Genomic DNA, 18,573 nt, shown 5'->3' with positions numbered 1-18,573 from the left:
GTTTACATTTAAAAAATAAAAATTATGTCAAATACTCCCTCAAATATGTTGGCACTTGGTACAAAAGCGCCGTTTTTTGAGCTTCCAAACCCTTCTACGGGTAACGAAATTCAATCTTTAGATGATTTGAAAGGCGAAAAAGGTACATTGGTTATCTTTATGTGCAATCATTGCCCGTTTGTGCTTCATGTTATTGATAAGCTAACAGAATTATACGAAGATTATAATGAAGCAGGAATTGAATTTATCGCAATTAATTCAAATAATACGGAGAAATACCCTGCAGATTCTCCTGAAAAAATGATCGAATTCCAAATCGAGAAAAAGTTTGATTTTCCTTATTTATATGACGAAAGCCAAGCAATTGCTAAAGCTTATGATGCAGCATGTACTCCGGATTTCTTTTTCTTTGATGACAAACTAGATCTTATTTACAGAGGTCAGATGGACGATTCAAGACCGGGAAATCATAAAGAAGTGACTGGTGAAGATTTGATTATTGCTTTTGAAAACTTACTAATTGGTGCGCCTCAGGAAGAAATCCAGAGACCAAGCATGGGCTGCAATATTAAATGGAAATAGTTGTAAGTAGCTGGCTGCAGGTTGTATTTTAATGGCTTGCAATATCATAATAGAGAAAGCTGTTCTTTTGAACGGCTTTTTTCATTCCAGAAATACAGCTTTAGCTTTGGTCTCCACCTTCAATTCTACATTCAGTTTATTATGTGAATAATTTTTAATAAACTCTGAAGGTGTTTTTTCTGTATATTTTTTAAACATTCTGTTGAAATACGTCACGTTATTAAAACCACAACTGTAGCTGCACTCAGAAATCGTTTTATCCTGAGTCATTAAGAGACAAGCTTTATTGATTCTAAAACGATTCACAAATTCTGTAAAGGTAATCTGGGTGGCTTTTTTAAAAAAATTGCAGAATGCTGGCAAAGTAAGATTTGCCAACTTTGCAACATCTTCAATATTAATATCTTTGTCGTAATTATGCTCAACGTAGGTGAAAATATTCTGTAGCCTAGTTTTGTTTTTTGAAATAATGGTGTAGGGCATAATTTCCTGATTCAACAGCTCATATTCTTCACATTTTGAGAGTTCAAAAAGGATTTCCAAAAGCAGCAAATATCTTTTATATCCCTCATATTCTAGCATTTTTCTCAATTTAGGGAGTAGCATCATTTTAGTATCAGTACTATAAAGAATGCCGAATTTGGAAAGCTCTAATAGACTTTTAATAGATCTGGCTTCATATTCTTGCTCAGGAAACTGCAAAATATCTTCTTTGAACTGCAAAACGATTTCCTCATGTGGATCAATAGAGTTCAGACCAAATCCGGAATGTGGAATATTAGAGCCAATTAACACCAAATCTCCATTCGTATAATTATTTTTGTGATAACCTACATGGCGAGTTCCGCTCCCAGAAACAACACATACAAGCTCTATTTCTGGATGATAATGATACTCCCACTTGAATTCTGAAATTGGGGCGTTATTGTGAATTGTACGAAAAGAACTCTTTTCATCAGGAATCACTCTTTCAAAAGTAACTTTCATTTAATTAACGATATTTGTTATACAAAAATAGTATTTATATTAATATAGTTCAAATACTGATTTACTATGTTAAATTAACGTTAATACAAATGCCTTTATCTTAGCCACAAAGAAATTAACTCTATGAAAAATTTCAATATAAAGGCAGTTTTGTTTTTAAATTATTTCGTCTTTGCAATTCTTCTGAATTCTGTTGGGACAGTGATTTTGCAGATGCAGCAAAACTTCGGGATTTCAAAATCTCAGGCGAGCGTCTTGGAAGGCTTCAAAGATCTTCCAATTGCAATATGTTCTTTTATTTTAGCATCATTTTTACCTAGGATAGGAATAAAAAACTCAATGCTCATTGCACTTTTTATGGTAAGCTGTATGTGTTTTGTAATGCCATTTGCTCATGAGTTTTGGTTTTTTAAATTGCTATTTGCGATTGTAGGAATTTCTTTTGCTTTAATTAAAATTTCAGTTTTTACTTCAATAGGCTTAGTTACAGAAACAGATAAGGAGCACTCTAGTTTTATGGGATTCTTGGAAGGATTTTTCATGGTTGGGGTATTGATGGGGAATTTGCTATTCAGTCTTTTTATGGATGACAACAATCCTAAATCCACCTATTGGCTGAATGCTTATTGGGTTTTGGGAGGTCTTTCGGTTTTATCTTTCTTGTTTCTCTTATTTTCTTCGTTAAACGAAAATGAAGCAAAAAGTGAACAAACAAGTTTGTTGGGAGACATTAAAAACAGCATCAGTTTGTTCAGTTATAAAAAAGTTTTATTCTTTTTACTATGTGCTTTCCTTTTCGTTCTGGTAGAGCAGAGTTTCCAGACCTGGACGCCTACTTTTTATAAAGAAATTCTAAAAGTTCCTACTTCAATGAGTATTCAGGCGGGTGCCGTATTGGCGGGAGCATTCGCTCTAGGAAGATTTTTATCTGGTTTTTTCTCGAAGAAATTCAGTTGGATATATGTTGTTTCTTTCTGTGTAGTTGGTTTTGCAATCAGTATTTTATTGGTTCTACCTTTAACGCACAATATTGTCATCAGCACCAACACCAATTGGCTGAATGCACCGCTTGTTGTTTATCTTTTCCCTTTAATGGGAGGTTTATTGGCTCCCATTTACCCTAGTATCAATTCAGTGATTCTGGCTTCAATTCCGAAATATCTGCACAGTGCAATGTCTGGATTAATCGTAGTTTTTTCTGCAATCGGCGGAACAATTGGGTCTATTATCACTGGTTTTGTTTTTCAAGAGTTTAGCGGGCAAGAAGCATTTTACCTTTCATTAATACCGCTTTCGTTATTGCTTATTTCGGCAATTATTATGAGTAAATTAAAAATAAATCCTAAAAAATAAAAATGAGTACTCAACTTTACATAAAAGATATCCAGTCTTTGTTTGAAGATGTTCAAAGATCTAAAATTTTTGACGATCAGAAAACCATGACAGATGCTGTTCCCTTATTTCCCATTTCGGAAATCAATAAAAAATATGAGAAAGAAAAAAATACTGAAGGTTTTGATTTAAAATCTTTCGTTTTATCAAATTTCGATTTTTTAGGAACTAAAATTAACCTTGAAAGAGAAAATAAACTACCAATTAATCTGCATATTAATCAACTTTGGGATGAGCTAAGCAGAAACGCTCCTGTAGAAAAAGGAACACTTCTTAAACTGCCAAAACCATACATTGTTCCTGGAGGACGCTTTAATGAGTTTTTCTATTGGGACAGTTATTATGTGATGCTGGGATTACAGGCTTCCGGAAGAATTGAAATGATGGAAAACATCGTTGAGAACTGCTCCTACCTTATTCATACATTCGGATTTGTTCCTAATGCAAGCAGAACTCATTTTCTGAGTCGCTCACAACCTCCCTACTTCTCATTAATGCTTGATTTACTTGCTGAAAGCACAAATAATGGAGAAATCTATAGTAAATATTATAGCACTTTAGAAAAAGAATATCTTTTCTGGATGGATGGAGAAAAAGAACTGGAAAGCAATTGTGCAAGCAAAAGAGTTATCAAAACAAAAGAAGGAGCAACTTTAAACCGGTATTACGATGCTGAAAACGAACCCCGTCCTGAAAGTTATTTAATTGATATTGAAGACTATAAAAAGCCTGCAAATGAAGATTTTTACAGAAACATAAGAGCAGCTTGTGAATCTGGATGGGATTTCTCCAGCAGATGGTTTGCGGACGGAGATAAAATTCAGACCATCGAAACTTTAAATCTCGCTCAGGTTGATCTTAATTGTCTTTTATGGCATTTAGAAAAAACTTTAGCCGAAACTTCTGAGCTTCAAAATCTTTCAGAAAAACAAGAATATTACCGTTTGAGAGCTGAAAACAGAAAAAAAGCAATCGACCAGTATTTCTGGGATCCAGAAGGGAAAATCTACAGAGATTATCATATAAAAAAACATCAGCATACTGCTTCTGAAAGCATCGCAACACTTTATCCCTTATTCTTGAAGTTAGCAAATCTAGGTCAGGCGAAAGCTGTTTCCGAAACGATTGCAGAGAAATTTTTGTATCAGGGAGGAATTGTTACCACTACCAAAAATTCTGGGCAACAGTGGGATTTCCCAAATGCATGGGCTCCTTACCAATGGCTAGGCTTTTTATCAATGAAAAATTATGGATTTGATGATTTAGCCGAAAAAATTAAAACCAATTGGTGCTTAAATGTAGAACGGGTCTACAATAATACCGGAAAACTAATGGAGAAATACAATGCCTTAGATACAGAAACCATTGCAGGAGGAGGAGAATATCCTAATCAGGATGGATTTGGCTGGACGAATGGAGTGTATTTAAAATTAAAACAAAACTAACATATAATAAAAAATTAAGAGGCTATGAAAAAAACATCAATTCTGTTGCTTACAGGTATAGCGACGTTTTATTTTAACAACACCTATGCTCAGGAAACTGTTCAGGATTCTACTAAAACAAGATCTATTGACCAAGTGGTAATTACTGGTAACTCCAGACCAAAACCTAAAATTGAATCTAGTACCGCAATTTCTACTTTTACTGCGAAAGAAATTCAAAAACAAAATCCAATCAGTGCTGCTGCATTATTGCAAAAAGTTCCTGGTTTTGCAGTTGAAACTTCTGGAGGTGAAGTTGGGAACAATCTTTTCGCAAGAGGTATTCCTTCTGCAGGAGCTTATGAATTTACGCAGGTACAGGAAGATGGTTTGCCTGTTTTTGAGGATGGAGCTTTACAGTTTGCCAATGCAGACAATTTTTTCCGTGTAGATAATTCGGTAAGCAGATTAGAAGCTTTAAGAGGTGGTTCGGGTTCTATTTTTGCAACCAATTCGCCCGGAGGTTTGATTAACTTTATCACCAAAGAAGGAGGAAACGACTTCAAAGGAACTGCAAAATTAGAAACAAGCACGTACGGATTGATGCGTACTGATGTGAATCTTGGAGGAGCATTAATTCAGGATAAATTATTCTTCAATGTAGGCGGTTTCTACAGAACAGATGACGGTATCAGAAAAACAGATTTCAAAGCTAATCAAGGTGGACAAATCAGAATGAACCTGAAATATGTTTTCGATAAAGGTTATGCTAAAGTTTATTATAAAAAATTGGATGACAGAAACACATTCTTCTTGCCAATTCCTTTAACGCAAAACGGAAATGATTTAAAAGAATTCAATGGCTTTAATGCAAATTACGGAACCTATAGCTACAGATCAATCAGCCAGCTCAACATCCCACAAGCAGGTGGTGGCTTCTTCAAAAGAAATTTAGAAGATGGAATTCATCCGAAAGTTGATGTTTTAGGTGCAGAATTTAAATATGATTTGGGAGACAATCTTAGTGTTACCAATAAAACAAGATACACCAACATCAATCTTAATTACACTGGTATTTTTCCTGCAGGAGGGCCAAAAACGGCTAAGAATTTTGCAAATACAAATGGTGGCATTACCGGAAATAATTTCCAATATTCTTTAGTGAGCAGCGGACAAGTCGTAAATCCTGCATACGTACAAGAATTAGGATTCTGGGCGATTGATAAAAAGATGAACAATTTTGTGAATGACCTACAGTTTAATTACAAATTCAACAAAGGAAATATTACAGCAGGTTTCTATAAATCAAACTGGAAATCAAACCAATACTGGAATTGGAGCAACGTTCTTGCGACAGCTACAGACAAACCAGAATTGCTAAATTTGGTTGATACCTCCTTAACTCCTAATTCTATTGGTTATTCTAAAACTTACAATGGCGTTACTGCTATGTCATTCTTGCTGAGAGAATCTCAGGTTCAGGGAAGTTTGAATGATGTTTATACAAATTTAGATTATAATATTACAGATAATCTAAGCTTAAATGCTGGAATTCGTTACAGTAGAGATTTTTATAAAGGATATTCTGTAAATACAACTAAAGGAAATCTTAACAATTCTGGATTGACTACAGACGGAACTCACAGTTTTGCTACTACAACTGCGGATGATAATATGAGCGTTTTAGGAAATAAATATTCTTACTGGAAGTATGATATTGATAAAGTTTCTTACACTTTAGCTGCAAACTACAAAATCAACAAAAACAATGCAGTTTATGGACGTTTCTCACACGGATTCAGATCTCCAAATGAAGAAGCTTACTATAATTACTTCACAACAGCGAATCCTGATCAGCCTTTAAAACCTGTAACTACAAACCAGATTGAAGTTGGATATAAATATTACACCCGTAATTTTGATATTGGTGTGATCCCTTTCTACTCTACACTCAAAAACCTTTCTTTTACAGATGTATTTTCTAACGGATCTTCTGAAAACACATTCGCTGACACCGAAAACTATGGTGTTGAGGTTGAAGGATTTGCACGTTTCTTTAATAACCTTGTTGAAGTTAGCTTCAACGGAACTATTCAGAATCCTAAATACACAGGACTTAGCGGAAGCAGTCTTTTGGAAGGAAATACCGTAAGAAGAATGCCGAAATTATACTTTACTATTTCTCCTGCAGTAAATATTACTAAAGAATGGAGAACCTATGTGAGCTACAATTACTACGGAAAACGTTTTCAAGATCAGTTAAATACTCAAACTTTACCAGCATTTGGCGAGTTGGGAGCCGGAACTTCTTATCAATTAGGAAAATTAAGATTTGCGGTTGACGGAACCAATATTTTCAATACAATCGGGATTACAGAAGGCGATCCAAGAGCAGGATCTCCATCAGGAGACGGTACAATTATGGCAAGACCAATTATGGGTGCTGCGGTAAGAGCTTCTATTACTTTAGACTTCTAGAGGATTAGTATTTTTAATAAATTGATAAAACCGTCAGAATTTTCTGACGGTTTTTGTTTGTTATCAACAGAAAAGGACTTTAGCCCGTTTTAAGGAAAACCCAATGATTCAATTGGCCTAGGCCAAAACTTGGTAATGTTATATAAATTGTAAAAAAATTACAACTCAAGTCTTTTTATTTTAAAAACGGATTATACTTTTTCTCAAAACCAATTTTTGTGGGATTTCCGTGCCCAGAGAAAACCTGCGTTTCTTCATCTAAAACTAAAAGTTTTGTTTTAATTCCTTCAATTAACTGCTCGTAATTTCCTTTATACAAATCTGTTCTTCCAATGCTGCCCTCAAACAAAACATCTCCTGAAATCATAAATTTCTGGGCTTCATTATGGTAAACCACACTTCCTGGTGAATGTCCTGGAACGTGATAGATTTTAAATTTTTCACCGTCAAAATCAAGTTCATCTCCTTCATTTATATATTCCAAATTTACCTTAATATGTTCCAATTCAAATCCGAACCTCATCCCGCTGATTTGAAACATATCCAAAACCTCTTTATCGTCTTCATGCATAGTAACCTGAACTTTATAAGTATCAAAAGCCCACTGCAAACCCAAAACATGATCGATATGAGCATGAGTTAAAAGAATCTTTTGAATTGCTAGGTCTTTTTCATTGATGAAACTTTCTATCGCCGCGGTCTCTTGCTCATTCATATTACCTGGATCTATAAGCCATGCGTTTTTGTTTTCATTATAAACTATATAAGTATTTTCACTCGCAAAATTGCATACGAAGCCTTGAATTTGAAGCATATTTAAAATTTTTTACCCCTCAAAAATACGATTTTCTTTATAGAATCGTTATCTTCGTCATAATGAAAACGTTGAAGATTTTTTTATTAAGCCTCAGTACTCTGGCTTTCGGACAAAACATACAGAGCATACAGCTTTTTAATCCGCAAACAAATGACGAAACACCCGTCATCAGTATGGGCGAACAATTGGTTTTAAGTTTTGATGATTTAACCAATGGAAGCACAATCTACCGTTATACTCTGAAACATTACGACCGAAACTGGCAAGATGACAATTTATTTTTCACTGAAATAGCTACAGGAACGATGAATGCGTTGATAGATCAGTTTGAGTATTCTTTCAATACACTTCAGCCTTATACACATTACAAACTTCTTTTTCCTAATGATAAAATAAAACCAAAAATTTCCGGAAATTTTGAAATTATCGTTTACAAAGATTCAGCAGACAAACCTTTATTTAAAAGAAGATTCAGCATTTCTGAAGGTGCTGTAAATTTAGCTTTAAACATCACCAGAGTTTCTGATGCAAGAAAACCAAACATCAACCAAAGAGTTGAAGTACAAGCAGTTTCTAAAGGTGGAGACCTTTCGTCGAACGTGAATTCTATGTCGCTGAATGTTGTTCAAAACAATAATCCGCACATGGTTATTTATAATCTAAAACCCAGTTCTACGATGGGGAACCAACTTCTTTTCCAGCAAATGAATCTTAGCTTCCCGGGGAATAATGAGTTTTATTATTTCGACAATAAAAACATCAAAATCCCTGCAGACCAAGTGCGTGCAACAGAAATTATTGACGGCGTTAATCAAACTTATCTTCATCCTGTTTGGGCCTACCCTCTAGATTACCAATACCAGCCAGATGTGAATGGTGCATGGTATTTCAGAAGAAACGATATCGGATTAGAAAGAAATGCAGATCGTGAAGCAGACTATGCCGTTGTGCATTTTTCCCTAGATTCTGAACCGATGGATAAAGAATTATATATTTTGGGAGGTTTTAATGATTTTAAACCATCAAAAGAATATATGATGACTTACGATACGGAGCAAAAAAAATACATCGCCAAAATATTCATCAAACAAGGATTCTACAACTATATTCTTGCTACAAAAGAAGCCAATGGAATGATAAACTTTGGTGAAATCAACGGGAATTTTTGGCAGACAGAAAATCTATATCAAGCCTACTTATATTACAAACCATTTGGCAGAAATTACGATGGACTAATAGGCTATGGAGAATTCAGAACACCTGTGAAATAGACTAAAAACCCAAAATCCTATAAATAAACTATACGCGTTTTTAATAATCAACTATTTTAGAAGACTCACGGAAAAAAGAATATATAAAACCTATTTTTTTTTAACATCCTTTCATTCTTTGAAGACCGCAGTGATTAATAAATGATTATTATCTTCAAATATATAATGAATAGTGACTGGCAGATTTTCTATTTTAATAACCTGCATTTCTTTATTTTTGATTCCAATTTGCATAGAATCCTTTACAATCTGTTGCACAGTATCTTTCAGCTTATCCAGAAAATATTTGTCTTTACGCTCTTTTTCAGCTTTGAACACACGCATCAGTAATCGTATGTCATTTTTTGCAATAGATGATAACAGCACCTCCATTGTACTAAGCACAAATTCGCTCAAGCTCAGCTAAATTATCAAAGAAATCTAATTTTGTAGCAGGATTCTCTGCATGAAACTGAATTCTGTAGATCACCTCATCTATTTGAAATTGCGGAATATCTACCAACATCTGTTTCTCTATCTTATCTAGAATTTTTGCAAGAATTTCCAGAAGATCCGGACTCAAAATCTCTATTTTCTTTTTTAAAATTTCAATAGTCGCCTCCATCGTTTAAAATTTTTAGATTTCAATTTGTCTATAACAAAGTAAAGATAATTAAAAATATCATAAAACAAACAACACCCCTAAATTAAAAGGGGTGTTGTTTGTTTTTTTTGTAATTTAATCAATGTTTATTATAAAAAATAGATGTTGAATTTTATTTAATGAAAAAAAATAAAAATTAGACTCTGTAAAAATCATTTAATTTTTCTTCACATAGTTTTTTCACAACATCTACCCACCTATCTTCGTCATTAAGACATGGAATGTAATGGAAATTTTCACCACCTCCATGCTCAAACTGATGTTTCCCTTCTACAGAAATTTCTTCCAAAGTCTCAAGACAATCTGCAACAAAGGCAGGACAAACGATTGCAAGATTTTTCACCCCTATTTTACCGACAGTTTCCAATGTTTCATCGGTATAAGGTTCCATCCATTTGTCTTTCCCTAAACGGGACTGGAACGTTACCATCACTTTTTCTTTAGGTAAACCTAATTTCTTTATAACTGAATTGGTCACATCAAAACACTGATGGCGGTAGCAAAACTGATGACTAGGATTACTTTCGCGAGAACAGCAATCGTTTAAATTACATGTATTCGTGGGATCTGTCTTATAAATATGCCTTTCCGGAACACCGTGATATGAAAATTGCAGTGCATCAAAATTTTCTGGAAGTTTTTCCTTAATACTTTCCGCCAGGCAGTCTATATAAATATCTCTGTTGTAAAACGGCTGAATGTAATTTATTCTCACCTGCGGAAAAGATTTTTTTCTTACCTCCTCGGCTTTTTCAATTACCGTTTCGGTTGTACTCATTGCATATTGCGGATACAATGGAAAAAGCACAATCTCCGTAACCCCCTGATTTACCAGCTTCTGAATTCCAGCTTCAATGCTTGGCTGAGCATACCTCATTCCTATTTCAACAGGAACATCTACTAATTTCTGAAGTTTTTTCTGAAGTTTTTGGGTAATGACGATTAAAGGAGAACCTTCGTCTGTCCATACAGTTTTATAAGCTTCTGCAGATTTTGCAGGCCTTGTATTAAGGATGATGCCTTTTACTAGAAGTGCACGAAAAAACCAACGATAGTCTATCACGCGCTCATCCATCAAAAATTCATCTAGATATTCTTTTACATCCGGAACAGATGTTGACCTTGGCGAACCGAGGTTTACTAATAATATTCCCTTTTGGTTGTTGGTTGTTGGTTGTTGATTATTGGTTTTCAAATTTTCATTTTTTTTTATTCTTGTCAGTTGTGAAATACCATCAACTGAAAACTATGAACTAAACTATCCGTTTACAGCTTCTACGTGCTCTACTAAATCTGGTACAAATTGTTTCAGAATATTTTCAATTCCGCCTTTTAATGTAGCTGTAGAACTCGGGCACCCTGAGCAAGCACCCTGTAGTAACATTTTAGCCGTTTTTGTAGAGCCGTCGTATTCCATTAAAGAAATTTTCCCTCCGTCATTTTCAACAGCAGGAGCAACGTATTCATTTAAAATATCAGAAATCTTCTGTTCGTCTTCAGTATAATCTCTGTTGATGATTTTTTCAACAGGATTTTCATGCTTTTGAGGTTCAATAGAAGAAATCACTCCTCCACTTTGAAGATATTCAGCAATCATTCCACGAACAGCCATCATCACCTGATGCCATTCCACAGAATGATCTCTAGTAACAGCAACAAAATTCTCTGAAATAAAAACTTCCTTAGCAAAATCAAAATCTTTGAAAATAGCCTCAGCCAAAGGAATTCCATCAGCTTTATCTCTTGATTTCACTTCTACAAAACCCTCCATCAAAATTTGGTTAGAGACAAATTTCATCACATTGGGATTTGGCGTCATCTCAGCGTAAATCTGGTACATTTCCTTTTTCTTTTGAAGATAAATTCTCGGGTTTGCCAAAAGCTCGTCTTCAATTACGTTTTTCAGACTTTCTACTACGTGCTCCCACTCTACAGTATCTTGTTTTGCAACCGCTACGAAATTAGCAGTAATGAAAACTCTTTCTACAAAAGGATAGTTGAAAAGCTCCTGAGCCAAAGGAATTTCTGAAATATTTGAATCTCTATCCAACTCCAAAGACCCCGGAATCAAGTTGTAGTCTGCTACAAATTTCATCACTTTCGGGTTTTCGGTTGGTTCTATAAGTATGGTATGCATTTTTTAATTAAATTTGACTGTACAAAAATAAGGATTTAGAAGTTAGAAGCTGGTAGTTGGAAGTTAGATTTTTGCTATCACTGTAATTTACCATCACTGGTTTGAAATCTAATTTTCAAATTAGCTCATTATCACATTTTTAAATTTAAATATGGCACTTATAAAAGAACTTTTAGGAAAAACGCCTCAAATCGGGGAAAATACTTTTTTAGCAGAAACAGCAACAATTATTGGTGATGTTACAATGGGAAGAGATTGTAGCGTTTGGTACAACGCCGTGATTCGTGGGGATGTACATTATATAAAAATGGGCAACAAAGTTAACATTCAAGATAATGTAATGTTGCATTGTACGTATGAAAAACACCCTTTAAACATTGGAAATAACGTTTCCATAGGTCACAACGCCATTGTTCACGGATGCACAATTAAAGACAACGTCCTTATAGGCATGGGCTCTATTGTGATGGATGACTGCGTTGTGGAAGAAAATTCTATAGTTGGTGCAGGATCTGTGGTCACACAAGGTACTCACATCAAATCCGGAGAGGTTTGGGGTGGTGTGCCTGCAAGAAAACTGAAAGATATTAATTCTCAACTTTTAGAAGGCGAGGTCAATAGAATTGCTGATAATTACGTAAAATATTCTTCTTGGTATAAGAAATAATAATTGCATTTTTGAATAACTTAATAAGTAATTCATTACGTTTCTAAGCTCATTTAAGCACAAAAAGCGACTTTGAAAATGTTTCAAAGTCGCTTTTTTATATCATTATTAAAGTTTTCTTACTCTTTCCCCACCAATTCAAATAACGCTTTAAACTATTGATAAACAAGAACCGCTTTTCCATTCTGACATTTTACAGAAGTAGGTTCAGCCGCCATCATACAATCTGAAGTAATATTGTACTTCTTATTATAATCAGTCATTTTGGTTTTAAAATCTTCTATTTTCACCAATATAGATTCTTCAATTTTTTTCGGATAAGCTATGTAACCTATTGGTCCACCACAAGCTTTAGCTCCGATTGGAGAAAATGCCCACTCTGTAGCGTTGTTGCATTTCTCTTTAGCAATTTCTGCATCAATAGATGATTTCAATTGGTCTAGTTGTGCCTGATCATATTTTTGGCTGTCTTCATCTGCCGGTCTTTCAGAAATATCTTTCGGTAAATTTGAAGGATCCGTGGTTGCCGATGTTTTGCAAGAGAACGTAAACATTACAATAGTACACAAACTAAAAATTTTAATCACGTTGGTTTTCATATTTAAATATTTTTTTTGAATTTTTTTTTAAAATTTAATTTTACTGCAAGATAAACAACATTTTACTTACAAGTCTCTTTTCTGCGTGGTTTACGGGCATAAAAGTAAAAATTCTCTGTCAGTAAATACTAAATTTAAATCTATTTAAATTATTTTTAAATGAAATCCAAGCGTATGCCTTCACAACATTTTTGTAATTTTGACGACGATGAAAGATCATTTTTTTGAATTAATTGAGCATACAAACCGAAGTATATTTTTAACTGGCAAAGCAGGAACAGGAAAAACCACTTTCCTAAACGATTTTGTAAAGCGTACACGAAAAAAACACATTGTAGTTGCTCCTACGGGAATCGCCGCCATCAACGCAGGCGGAGTTACTGTACATTCTATGTTTGGACTTCCGCTAAGAACCTTTTTGCCCACTACGGATAGAATAGATACCAATCTTGCCAACAATATTTTTGATCTTCAACAGCATTTCAAATACCACAAAGACAAACTAAAACTTCTGCGTGAAGTAGAAGTAATCATTATTGATGAAGTTTCTATGCTGAGAGCCGATGTTTTGGATATGATGGATCATTCATTGCGTTTTATCAGGCGAAACACTTCACCTTTCGGTGGTGTGCAGATGCTTTTTATTGGAGACCTTTATCAGCTTCCCCCAGTTGTGAGAGATGAATATGTATTAAAAATGTTTTACAATTCTCCTTTCTTTTTTGATAGTTTAGCCATCAAACAAATTCCTTTGCTCACGATTGAATTAACAAAGGTTTACCGCCAAACTGATGAAGCTTTTCTTGAAATTCTAAATGCAATCCGAGACGGCGATCTTGCCAATATTAATTTTGAGGAATTAAATAAAAGGTTTAATCCGCTTTTTGATTCTGGCGAACAGCCTTACGTTTACTTGTGTTCGCACAACAAAATGGCGGACGACATCAACCAGCAGAAATTACAAGAATTAAAGTACGACGGGACAACCTATGAAGCTAAGCTTTTTGGCGAATTCAAAGAAAATCAATATCCTAATGAGCAATTTTTAGATTTGAAAATTGGAGCTCAGGTAATGTTTATCCGTAATGATATTTCTGGAGAGAAAAAATATTACAACGGAAAATTAGGTGAAATCTCATCTTTAGACGAAAAAGAAATAAAAGTCGTTCTGGAAGGTTCCGAAAAAGAAATTACCGTAAAAAGAGAAGTCTGGGAACAAAAAAAATATTTCCTTGACAGCGAAAAAAATATCAAGGAAGAAGTTCTGGGAAGTTTTGAACAATTTCCAATAAAGCTAGCTTGGGCAGTTACGATACATAAAAGCCAAGGTTTGACGTTTGACAAAGTTATTATTGATGCAGGAAAAAGTTTTACTGCAGGCCAAGTGTATGTAGCTCTTTCGCGTTGCAGAACTCTAGAAGGAATAGTTTTAAAATCTAAAATTACACCGGAAGTTATCTTCAAAGACAACCGAATTCTCAAGTTTCAGGGAGATACACACGCCAACTCTCTTGTAGAGACTATTATTCATCAAGAAAAATACGATTACAGCATTAAAAAAGTATTGAGAACGCTAGATTGCCATTGGTTTTTGAAAGAAGTTGAAGATTGGAACAATAAATCTATTATTACCAAAACCATCGACCATTTAAAGGCAAAAAAGCTCTACCAAGAACTGAAACATGAAACCCTAAATCTTATCAAAATATTTAATAAGCTGGAACGCATTTTAAACCAAAAAATCGCTGGTTTTATTGAAAAAAAAGAGGAATGGTCTGAAATTGAAAACAAATCAAAAGGTGCAGTAAATTTCTTTTTTACCGAAACTAGGAATAAAATCTTTGATCCTATGAAGGATTTTTATTCTGAGATAAAAGGAGCAAAAGGCTTGAAGCAATACAATGACGACCTCAGAAATTGGCTGGAAGATATTGAAGAATACCTCAACAGTTTGCGGGAAATTCATCTATTGGATACAAAACTTTTAGATGAAAAAAATGATAAAGAAGTAACGATGCAGATTGCAAAAGTACCCTCTCAGGTTTTGACATTCCAATTATTTGAACAAGGTAAAACCATCTCGCAAATTGCCATGGAAAGAGGTTTGGTGAAAGAAACAGTGATTGGGCATCTCGCAAAATACGCAGAACAAGGTTTACTAGATATCACCAGAGTGATTACTTCAGACAAAATAAAAATATTTGAAGACGAATTTTATAAAAACACTCACGAAACGCTTTCAGAATGGAAAAGCGCTCTTCCTTCAGATTTTGAATTTAATGAAATAAGAATTTTAATTAATCATTTTAACTTTAAAAAAGGTGGTTAGAAGTTATTTTTATAACACAAAAGAGAATTTACTGAGTTTCGCACAAGTACAACCAAAAAAAGAAATGGTTTACAATATCAGCTTTTATGTTCTAAAAAAACTGTAAGCTTTCCTATAGCTCTCCTTATGATAAGATAATTTTACGCTCACAATATTTCAAATAAAACGAGCAGTTGCCTTTTGGTAGCTGCTCAATTATTAAAAAAAATTTTGACTGTACGTTATTAGCCATAATGTCTAATTTTAACACAAAGATTTCACTAAGATTTTTTACTACTACTTTTTCAACGCTCACAATGGCGTAAACTTAGCAAAAAAGATAATTTTTTTTTAAAAAAATTATGACAGATTACCTATAATCCCAACAGAATCAATAGACTTCTGGTAATGCTTTTAAAATATTAATATTTATTTCAGATCTCACAGTTGATAAGGCAGTACCAATAAATTTCCTGGTTTTTGTAATTAAAAATTTACTTTTGGTTTTGCCTGAATTTCTCGGCTGCCGCTTTCATCGCTTTTGCTTTTTCCGGATTGGGTAGATCGCATCGCAATCTCTCTTGTATTGCTTTCTGTTTATTTATTTCTCTATCAAGCTTTTCATTCGGCTCAAAATCTAATTTATACAATTGCCCGTCATTTTTTGAAATAAGCCAAATCGTTCTTTGATCTAAAACAATATGATGAGGTCGCCAATTATTTAAATAAACATTTCTAAGCAAGCTTTCTTTTCTAAAATCGTAATGAATCAGATGGTTTTGATGTAAAAACCAAATTTTATCATCTTGTATACTCAGAATTGTACTGAGAGCATCATTTTCATATTCTTCAGCAGGAACGATGGTTTCTAAATCTAGCTGTAGTTTTATTTTCAGATTTCCTCCAATTACAGTGAGGAACCTTTCGCTTAAAAGAAAAGTATTGTTGTTTGTAAGCTTTATTTTAAAATCTTTATTTGCGAGTTTATTTTTTTTCAGAAACTCTTTTCTCACCTCTTTTTGGTCGTGTGTAAAGAATTCACCTTTTCTTGCGGAAACCTTTTCATCATCGATGTAAGTATAATCATTTGATTTTTGAGATAAAAATTTACCATTGTAATCCACATCAATCCAGTAATCATCATGTGTTTTTGCAATAATCTTGTCTTTTAAATAAATGGGTTGAAAATCTACCCCATCGCCAATATTTTTTGACCAAATGATTTTATTTTTCTCTAAATCATAGGCTAGAAGCTTACCCCCATCTGCAAGTGCTGTTACATACATCATCGAACCAATGAAATAAGGAATTGAATGCAGCGTATGCAAATCTAAAGTCTTTAAAACGTTACCAGAAGCCAAATCATATTGCAAAACCCGAGTAAAATAGCCATCATAACTGCTTTGCAAGAAAGTATTTTTATATAGAGAAGGAGAATTATCTGATCGCCAACTTATATCGCCTGTCCAAGCAACAGTTAAATTTTCTTTATCAACAGCGTACATTGAGAAATTGTTTGTACTGTAGATGATTTTGTTTTCACAATTCAAAAGAGAACCTTTAAAAATAGACTCTGCCGATACTTCAACAGGAAATGATGATTTGTATATTACATTTTGTGCATAAAACATTTGCCCAAAACAAATCAGGAAACTTATACAGAGATCAATTTTTTTTTTCAAAACCATTGTAAATTCTTGTTGTAGTGCTATAGAATATCTCTATTTTATACAAAAATACGTTTTTTGAGATGTAGAAAAAATCCCCTTAAATGGTTATATTAAATCGTGAAAATTTAATTTTTCAAAATACACTTTTCACAATGTATGTTTAAAATGTTGATAGGAATTGAAATTAGATTGGTTTTTCAATTTGTTTTCTTTCAGCCATTAATTCTTCATTTCTTTTCTTTAAAAACTCGGCCGGTCTTATTCCTTTCTGTTCGTAGAAGACATTAGAAAAACTCTGTCTGCTGCTGAATCCGCAAGCTGAAGCAATATCTTCAACTGAATACTTGCGCCATTCTTTATGATTATAAATCTGATCCACAGCATAGATAATCCGTAAATTGTTTATATAAGTATTGAAATTACTGTCTTTGAATTCACTTACAAACTGTGAAAAATAGGTAGCATTAGTCTCAAATTCAGCAGCCAGACGACCGGCTGTAATTCCTTTTTCAAGAAATCTTTTGTTTTTTTCAAATTCCTTAAACTTATGTTTTAAAATGGTGATGGTGGAGGAATCTAATTTTGAGGTTTTTTCGATATTTTTTTCATCGTTAGAAATCTTTATGGGAAGAGAAATATCTTCTACAGAAGTGAGATTTAGCTCCTCTAAAATTAAATCATATTTTTTCTGGATATAATTTTTTCTTCGGAACCAATAAAAAAGCAAAACCAAAAGTAATACTATAGAAACGGCAAGTAAAATTAAAAGCTTTTTATTATTATTGTTAGAATTTTCGAGATTTGCTTGTGTCTGCAACAGTGCTTTGGTATCAAATTCTTTATGAATGCGTGTTGTAAGATACTTAAAATCATTAGAAATCACACTATCTACCTTCAGCAATTGCTTGGTATAATAAAGCTCTTGTTGAGGATCTGCCTGCTTTCTGTAATATGAAATTAGCTCTTCATAATTATTTCTTGTCTGCGGAAAAATAAAATGATGCTTTACAAAAATAGAGTCTACTTTTTTATAATGTTCTACAGCTTTATTAATATTCCCTTTGTTTTTATAACTAAGTCCCAGATAGTAGTAAATGGTAGAAACCCAAGAAAAATCTTTCACTTTTTTTAGTCCAGCTATTGATTTCTCCAGATGAAGAATAGCTTCTGAGAATTTTTTATGATGAAAAGCATTAATCCCTTGGTTTTTGTAGAAGTAGCTCAATTCTTGATCAAAATCTTTTCCTTTAGGAATTTCTTTAAAACCTTCAGTAGTAAGTGCAATTGCATGATTATAATTTCCCATCGCCTGTTCACAAACAATAAGCTGATGCAAAGAATTAAAGTATCCTTTGCGGTTATTAAAAATCACATTTTGATGTAGATTACCTTTTGTATTGATTTTAAAATAGGAAATACATTTTTTAAAAATATCCGCAGCTTCCTCATTGTATCCTAAATAACTCTTAACTACACCTATATAGTAGAGGCTACGGTATTTCATGGATATGCAAATAAAAATTCCAGTATAAGTTAAGCTACATTTTGATAAATTTTGTTTTGATTATTAAACTCTTCAATAGTTTTGTATTTCAGTG

16 protein-coding genes are annotated in these 18,573 nt (G+C 33.5%); 7 read left to right on the top strand and 9 right to left on the bottom strand.

Annotated elements, in window-relative coordinates:
• The first annotated feature begins 24 nt into the window (after window positions 1–24).
• Window positions 25–582 carry a thioredoxin family protein gene (locus BW939_RS08920; protein ID WP_076451695.1) on the top strand — a complete coding sequence of 186 codons (558 nt, stop codon included), beginning with the start codon at window positions 25–27 and terminating at the stop codon, window positions 580–582.
• Window positions 583–663: 81 nt separating this feature from the next.
• Here the strand turns inward: BW939_RS08920 and BW939_RS08915 are convergent, their stop codons facing one another.
• A complete protein-coding gene (locus BW939_RS08915) occupies window positions 664–1,569 on the bottom strand; it encodes an AraC family transcriptional regulator (protein ID WP_076451694.1) in 906 nt (301 codons plus the stop codon).
• 123 nt (window positions 1,570–1,692) lie between these two features.
• Here BW939_RS08915 and BW939_RS08910 point away from each other — a divergent pair, with 123 nt between their 5' ends.
• From BW939_RS08910 to BW939_RS08900, 3 genes are read left to right on the top strand one after another with little or no spacing between them, the layout of a single operon-like run.
• A complete protein-coding gene (locus BW939_RS08910; protein ID WP_076451693.1) occupies window positions 1,693–2,922 on the top strand; it encodes an MFS transporter in 1,230 nt (409 codons plus the stop codon).
• 2 nt (window positions 2,923–2,924) lie between these two features.
• Window positions 2,925–4,406 carry a trehalase family glycosidase gene (locus BW939_RS08905; RefSeq protein WP_076451692.1) on the top strand — a complete coding sequence of 494 codons (1,482 nt, stop codon included), beginning with the start codon at window positions 2,925–2,927 and terminating at the stop codon, window positions 4,404–4,406.
• A 24-nt stretch (window positions 4,407–4,430) separates the two neighbouring features.
• Window positions 4,431–6,863, top strand: coding sequence for a TonB-dependent receptor (locus tag BW939_RS08900; RefSeq protein WP_076451691.1), 2,433 nt, complete (start codon window positions 4,431–4,433; stop codon window positions 6,861–6,863).
• Between the two features lie 175 nt (window positions 6,864–7,038).
• Here BW939_RS08900 and BW939_RS08895 read toward each other — a convergent pair whose 3' ends face one another.
• A complete protein-coding gene (locus BW939_RS08895; protein ID WP_076451690.1) occupies window positions 7,039–7,677 on the bottom strand; it encodes an MBL fold metallo-hydrolase in 639 nt (212 codons plus the stop codon).
• A gap of 62 nt (window positions 7,678–7,739) precedes the next feature.
• Here BW939_RS08895 and BW939_RS08890 point away from each other — a divergent pair, with 62 nt between their 5' ends.
• The gene (locus BW939_RS08890) at window positions 7,740–8,951 is read left to right on the top strand and encodes a type IX secretion system plug protein (RefSeq protein ID WP_076451689.1); all 1,212 of its coding nucleotides are present in this window, start codon (window positions 7,740–7,742) and stop codon (window positions 8,949–8,951) included.
• Window positions 8,952–9,062: 111 nt separating this feature from the next.
• Here BW939_RS08890 and BW939_RS08885 read toward each other — a convergent pair whose 3' ends face one another.
• From BW939_RS08885 to BW939_RS08870, 4 genes are all read right to left on the bottom strand, one after another.
• On the bottom strand, window positions 9,063–9,323 hold the full coding sequence (locus BW939_RS08885; protein WP_076451688.1) for a hypothetical protein: 261 nt from the start codon (window positions 9,321–9,323) through the stop codon (window positions 9,063–9,065).
• A gap of 4 nt (window positions 9,324–9,327) precedes the next feature.
• The gene (locus BW939_RS08880; RefSeq protein ID WP_076451687.1) at window positions 9,328–9,555 is read right to left on the bottom strand and encodes a hypothetical protein; all 228 of its coding nucleotides are present in this window, start codon (window positions 9,553–9,555) and stop codon (window positions 9,328–9,330) included.
• A gap of 175 nt (window positions 9,556–9,730) precedes the next feature.
• A complete protein-coding gene (gene hemH / locus BW939_RS08875) occupies window positions 9,731–10,789 on the bottom strand; it encodes a ferrochelatase (RefSeq protein ID WP_076451686.1) in 1,059 nt (352 codons plus the stop codon).
• A 63-nt stretch (window positions 10,790–10,852) separates the two neighbouring features.
• Complete coding sequence (locus BW939_RS08870; protein WP_076451685.1) at window positions 10,853–11,731, bottom strand: NifU family protein; 879 nt, start codon at window positions 11,729–11,731, stop codon at window positions 10,853–10,855.
• Window positions 11,732–11,882: 151 nt separating this feature from the next.
• Between BW939_RS08870 and BW939_RS08865 the strand changes: the two genes are divergently transcribed.
• Window positions 11,883–12,398, top strand: a complete 516-nt coding sequence (locus tag BW939_RS08865) for a gamma carbonic anhydrase family protein (protein ID WP_076451684.1) — start codon at window positions 11,883–11,885, stop codon at window positions 12,396–12,398.
• Between the two features lie 155 nt (window positions 12,399–12,553).
• Here BW939_RS08865 and BW939_RS16230 read toward each other — a convergent pair whose 3' ends face one another.
• On the bottom strand, window positions 12,554–12,997 hold the full coding sequence (locus BW939_RS16230) for a hypothetical protein (protein WP_084566632.1): 444 nt from the start codon (window positions 12,995–12,997) through the stop codon (window positions 12,554–12,556).
• A 208-nt stretch (window positions 12,998–13,205) separates the two neighbouring features.
• Here BW939_RS16230 and BW939_RS08855 point away from each other — a divergent pair, with 208 nt between their 5' ends.
• Window positions 13,206–15,326: a helix-turn-helix domain-containing protein gene (locus BW939_RS08855; protein WP_076451682.1), complete on the top strand. Its 2,121-nt coding sequence runs from the start codon at window positions 13,206–13,208 to the stop codon at window positions 15,324–15,326.
• Between the two features lie 473 nt (window positions 15,327–15,799).
• Here the strand turns inward: BW939_RS08855 and BW939_RS08850 are convergent, their stop codons facing one another.
• Window positions 15,800–16,987: a PQQ-binding-like beta-propeller repeat protein gene (locus BW939_RS08850; protein ID WP_123891589.1), complete on the bottom strand. Its 1,188-nt coding sequence runs from the start codon at window positions 16,985–16,987 to the stop codon at window positions 15,800–15,802.
• 172 nt (window positions 16,988–17,159) lie between these two features.
• Entirely contained in the window at window positions 17,160–18,479 is a 1,320-nt protein-coding gene (locus BW939_RS08845) for a helix-turn-helix domain-containing protein (RefSeq protein WP_076451680.1), read from the bottom strand.
• Between the last annotated feature and the right edge of the window lie 94 nt (window positions 18,480–18,573).

Source organism: Chryseobacterium piscicola (assembly GCF_900156685.1).
Taxonomy (GTDB): domain Bacteria; phylum Bacteroidota; class Bacteroidia; order Flavobacteriales; family Weeksellaceae; genus Chryseobacterium; species Chryseobacterium piscicola.
Note: the sequence above shows the minus strand (reverse complement) of the source record. Positions and strands in the feature narration are given on the sequence as shown.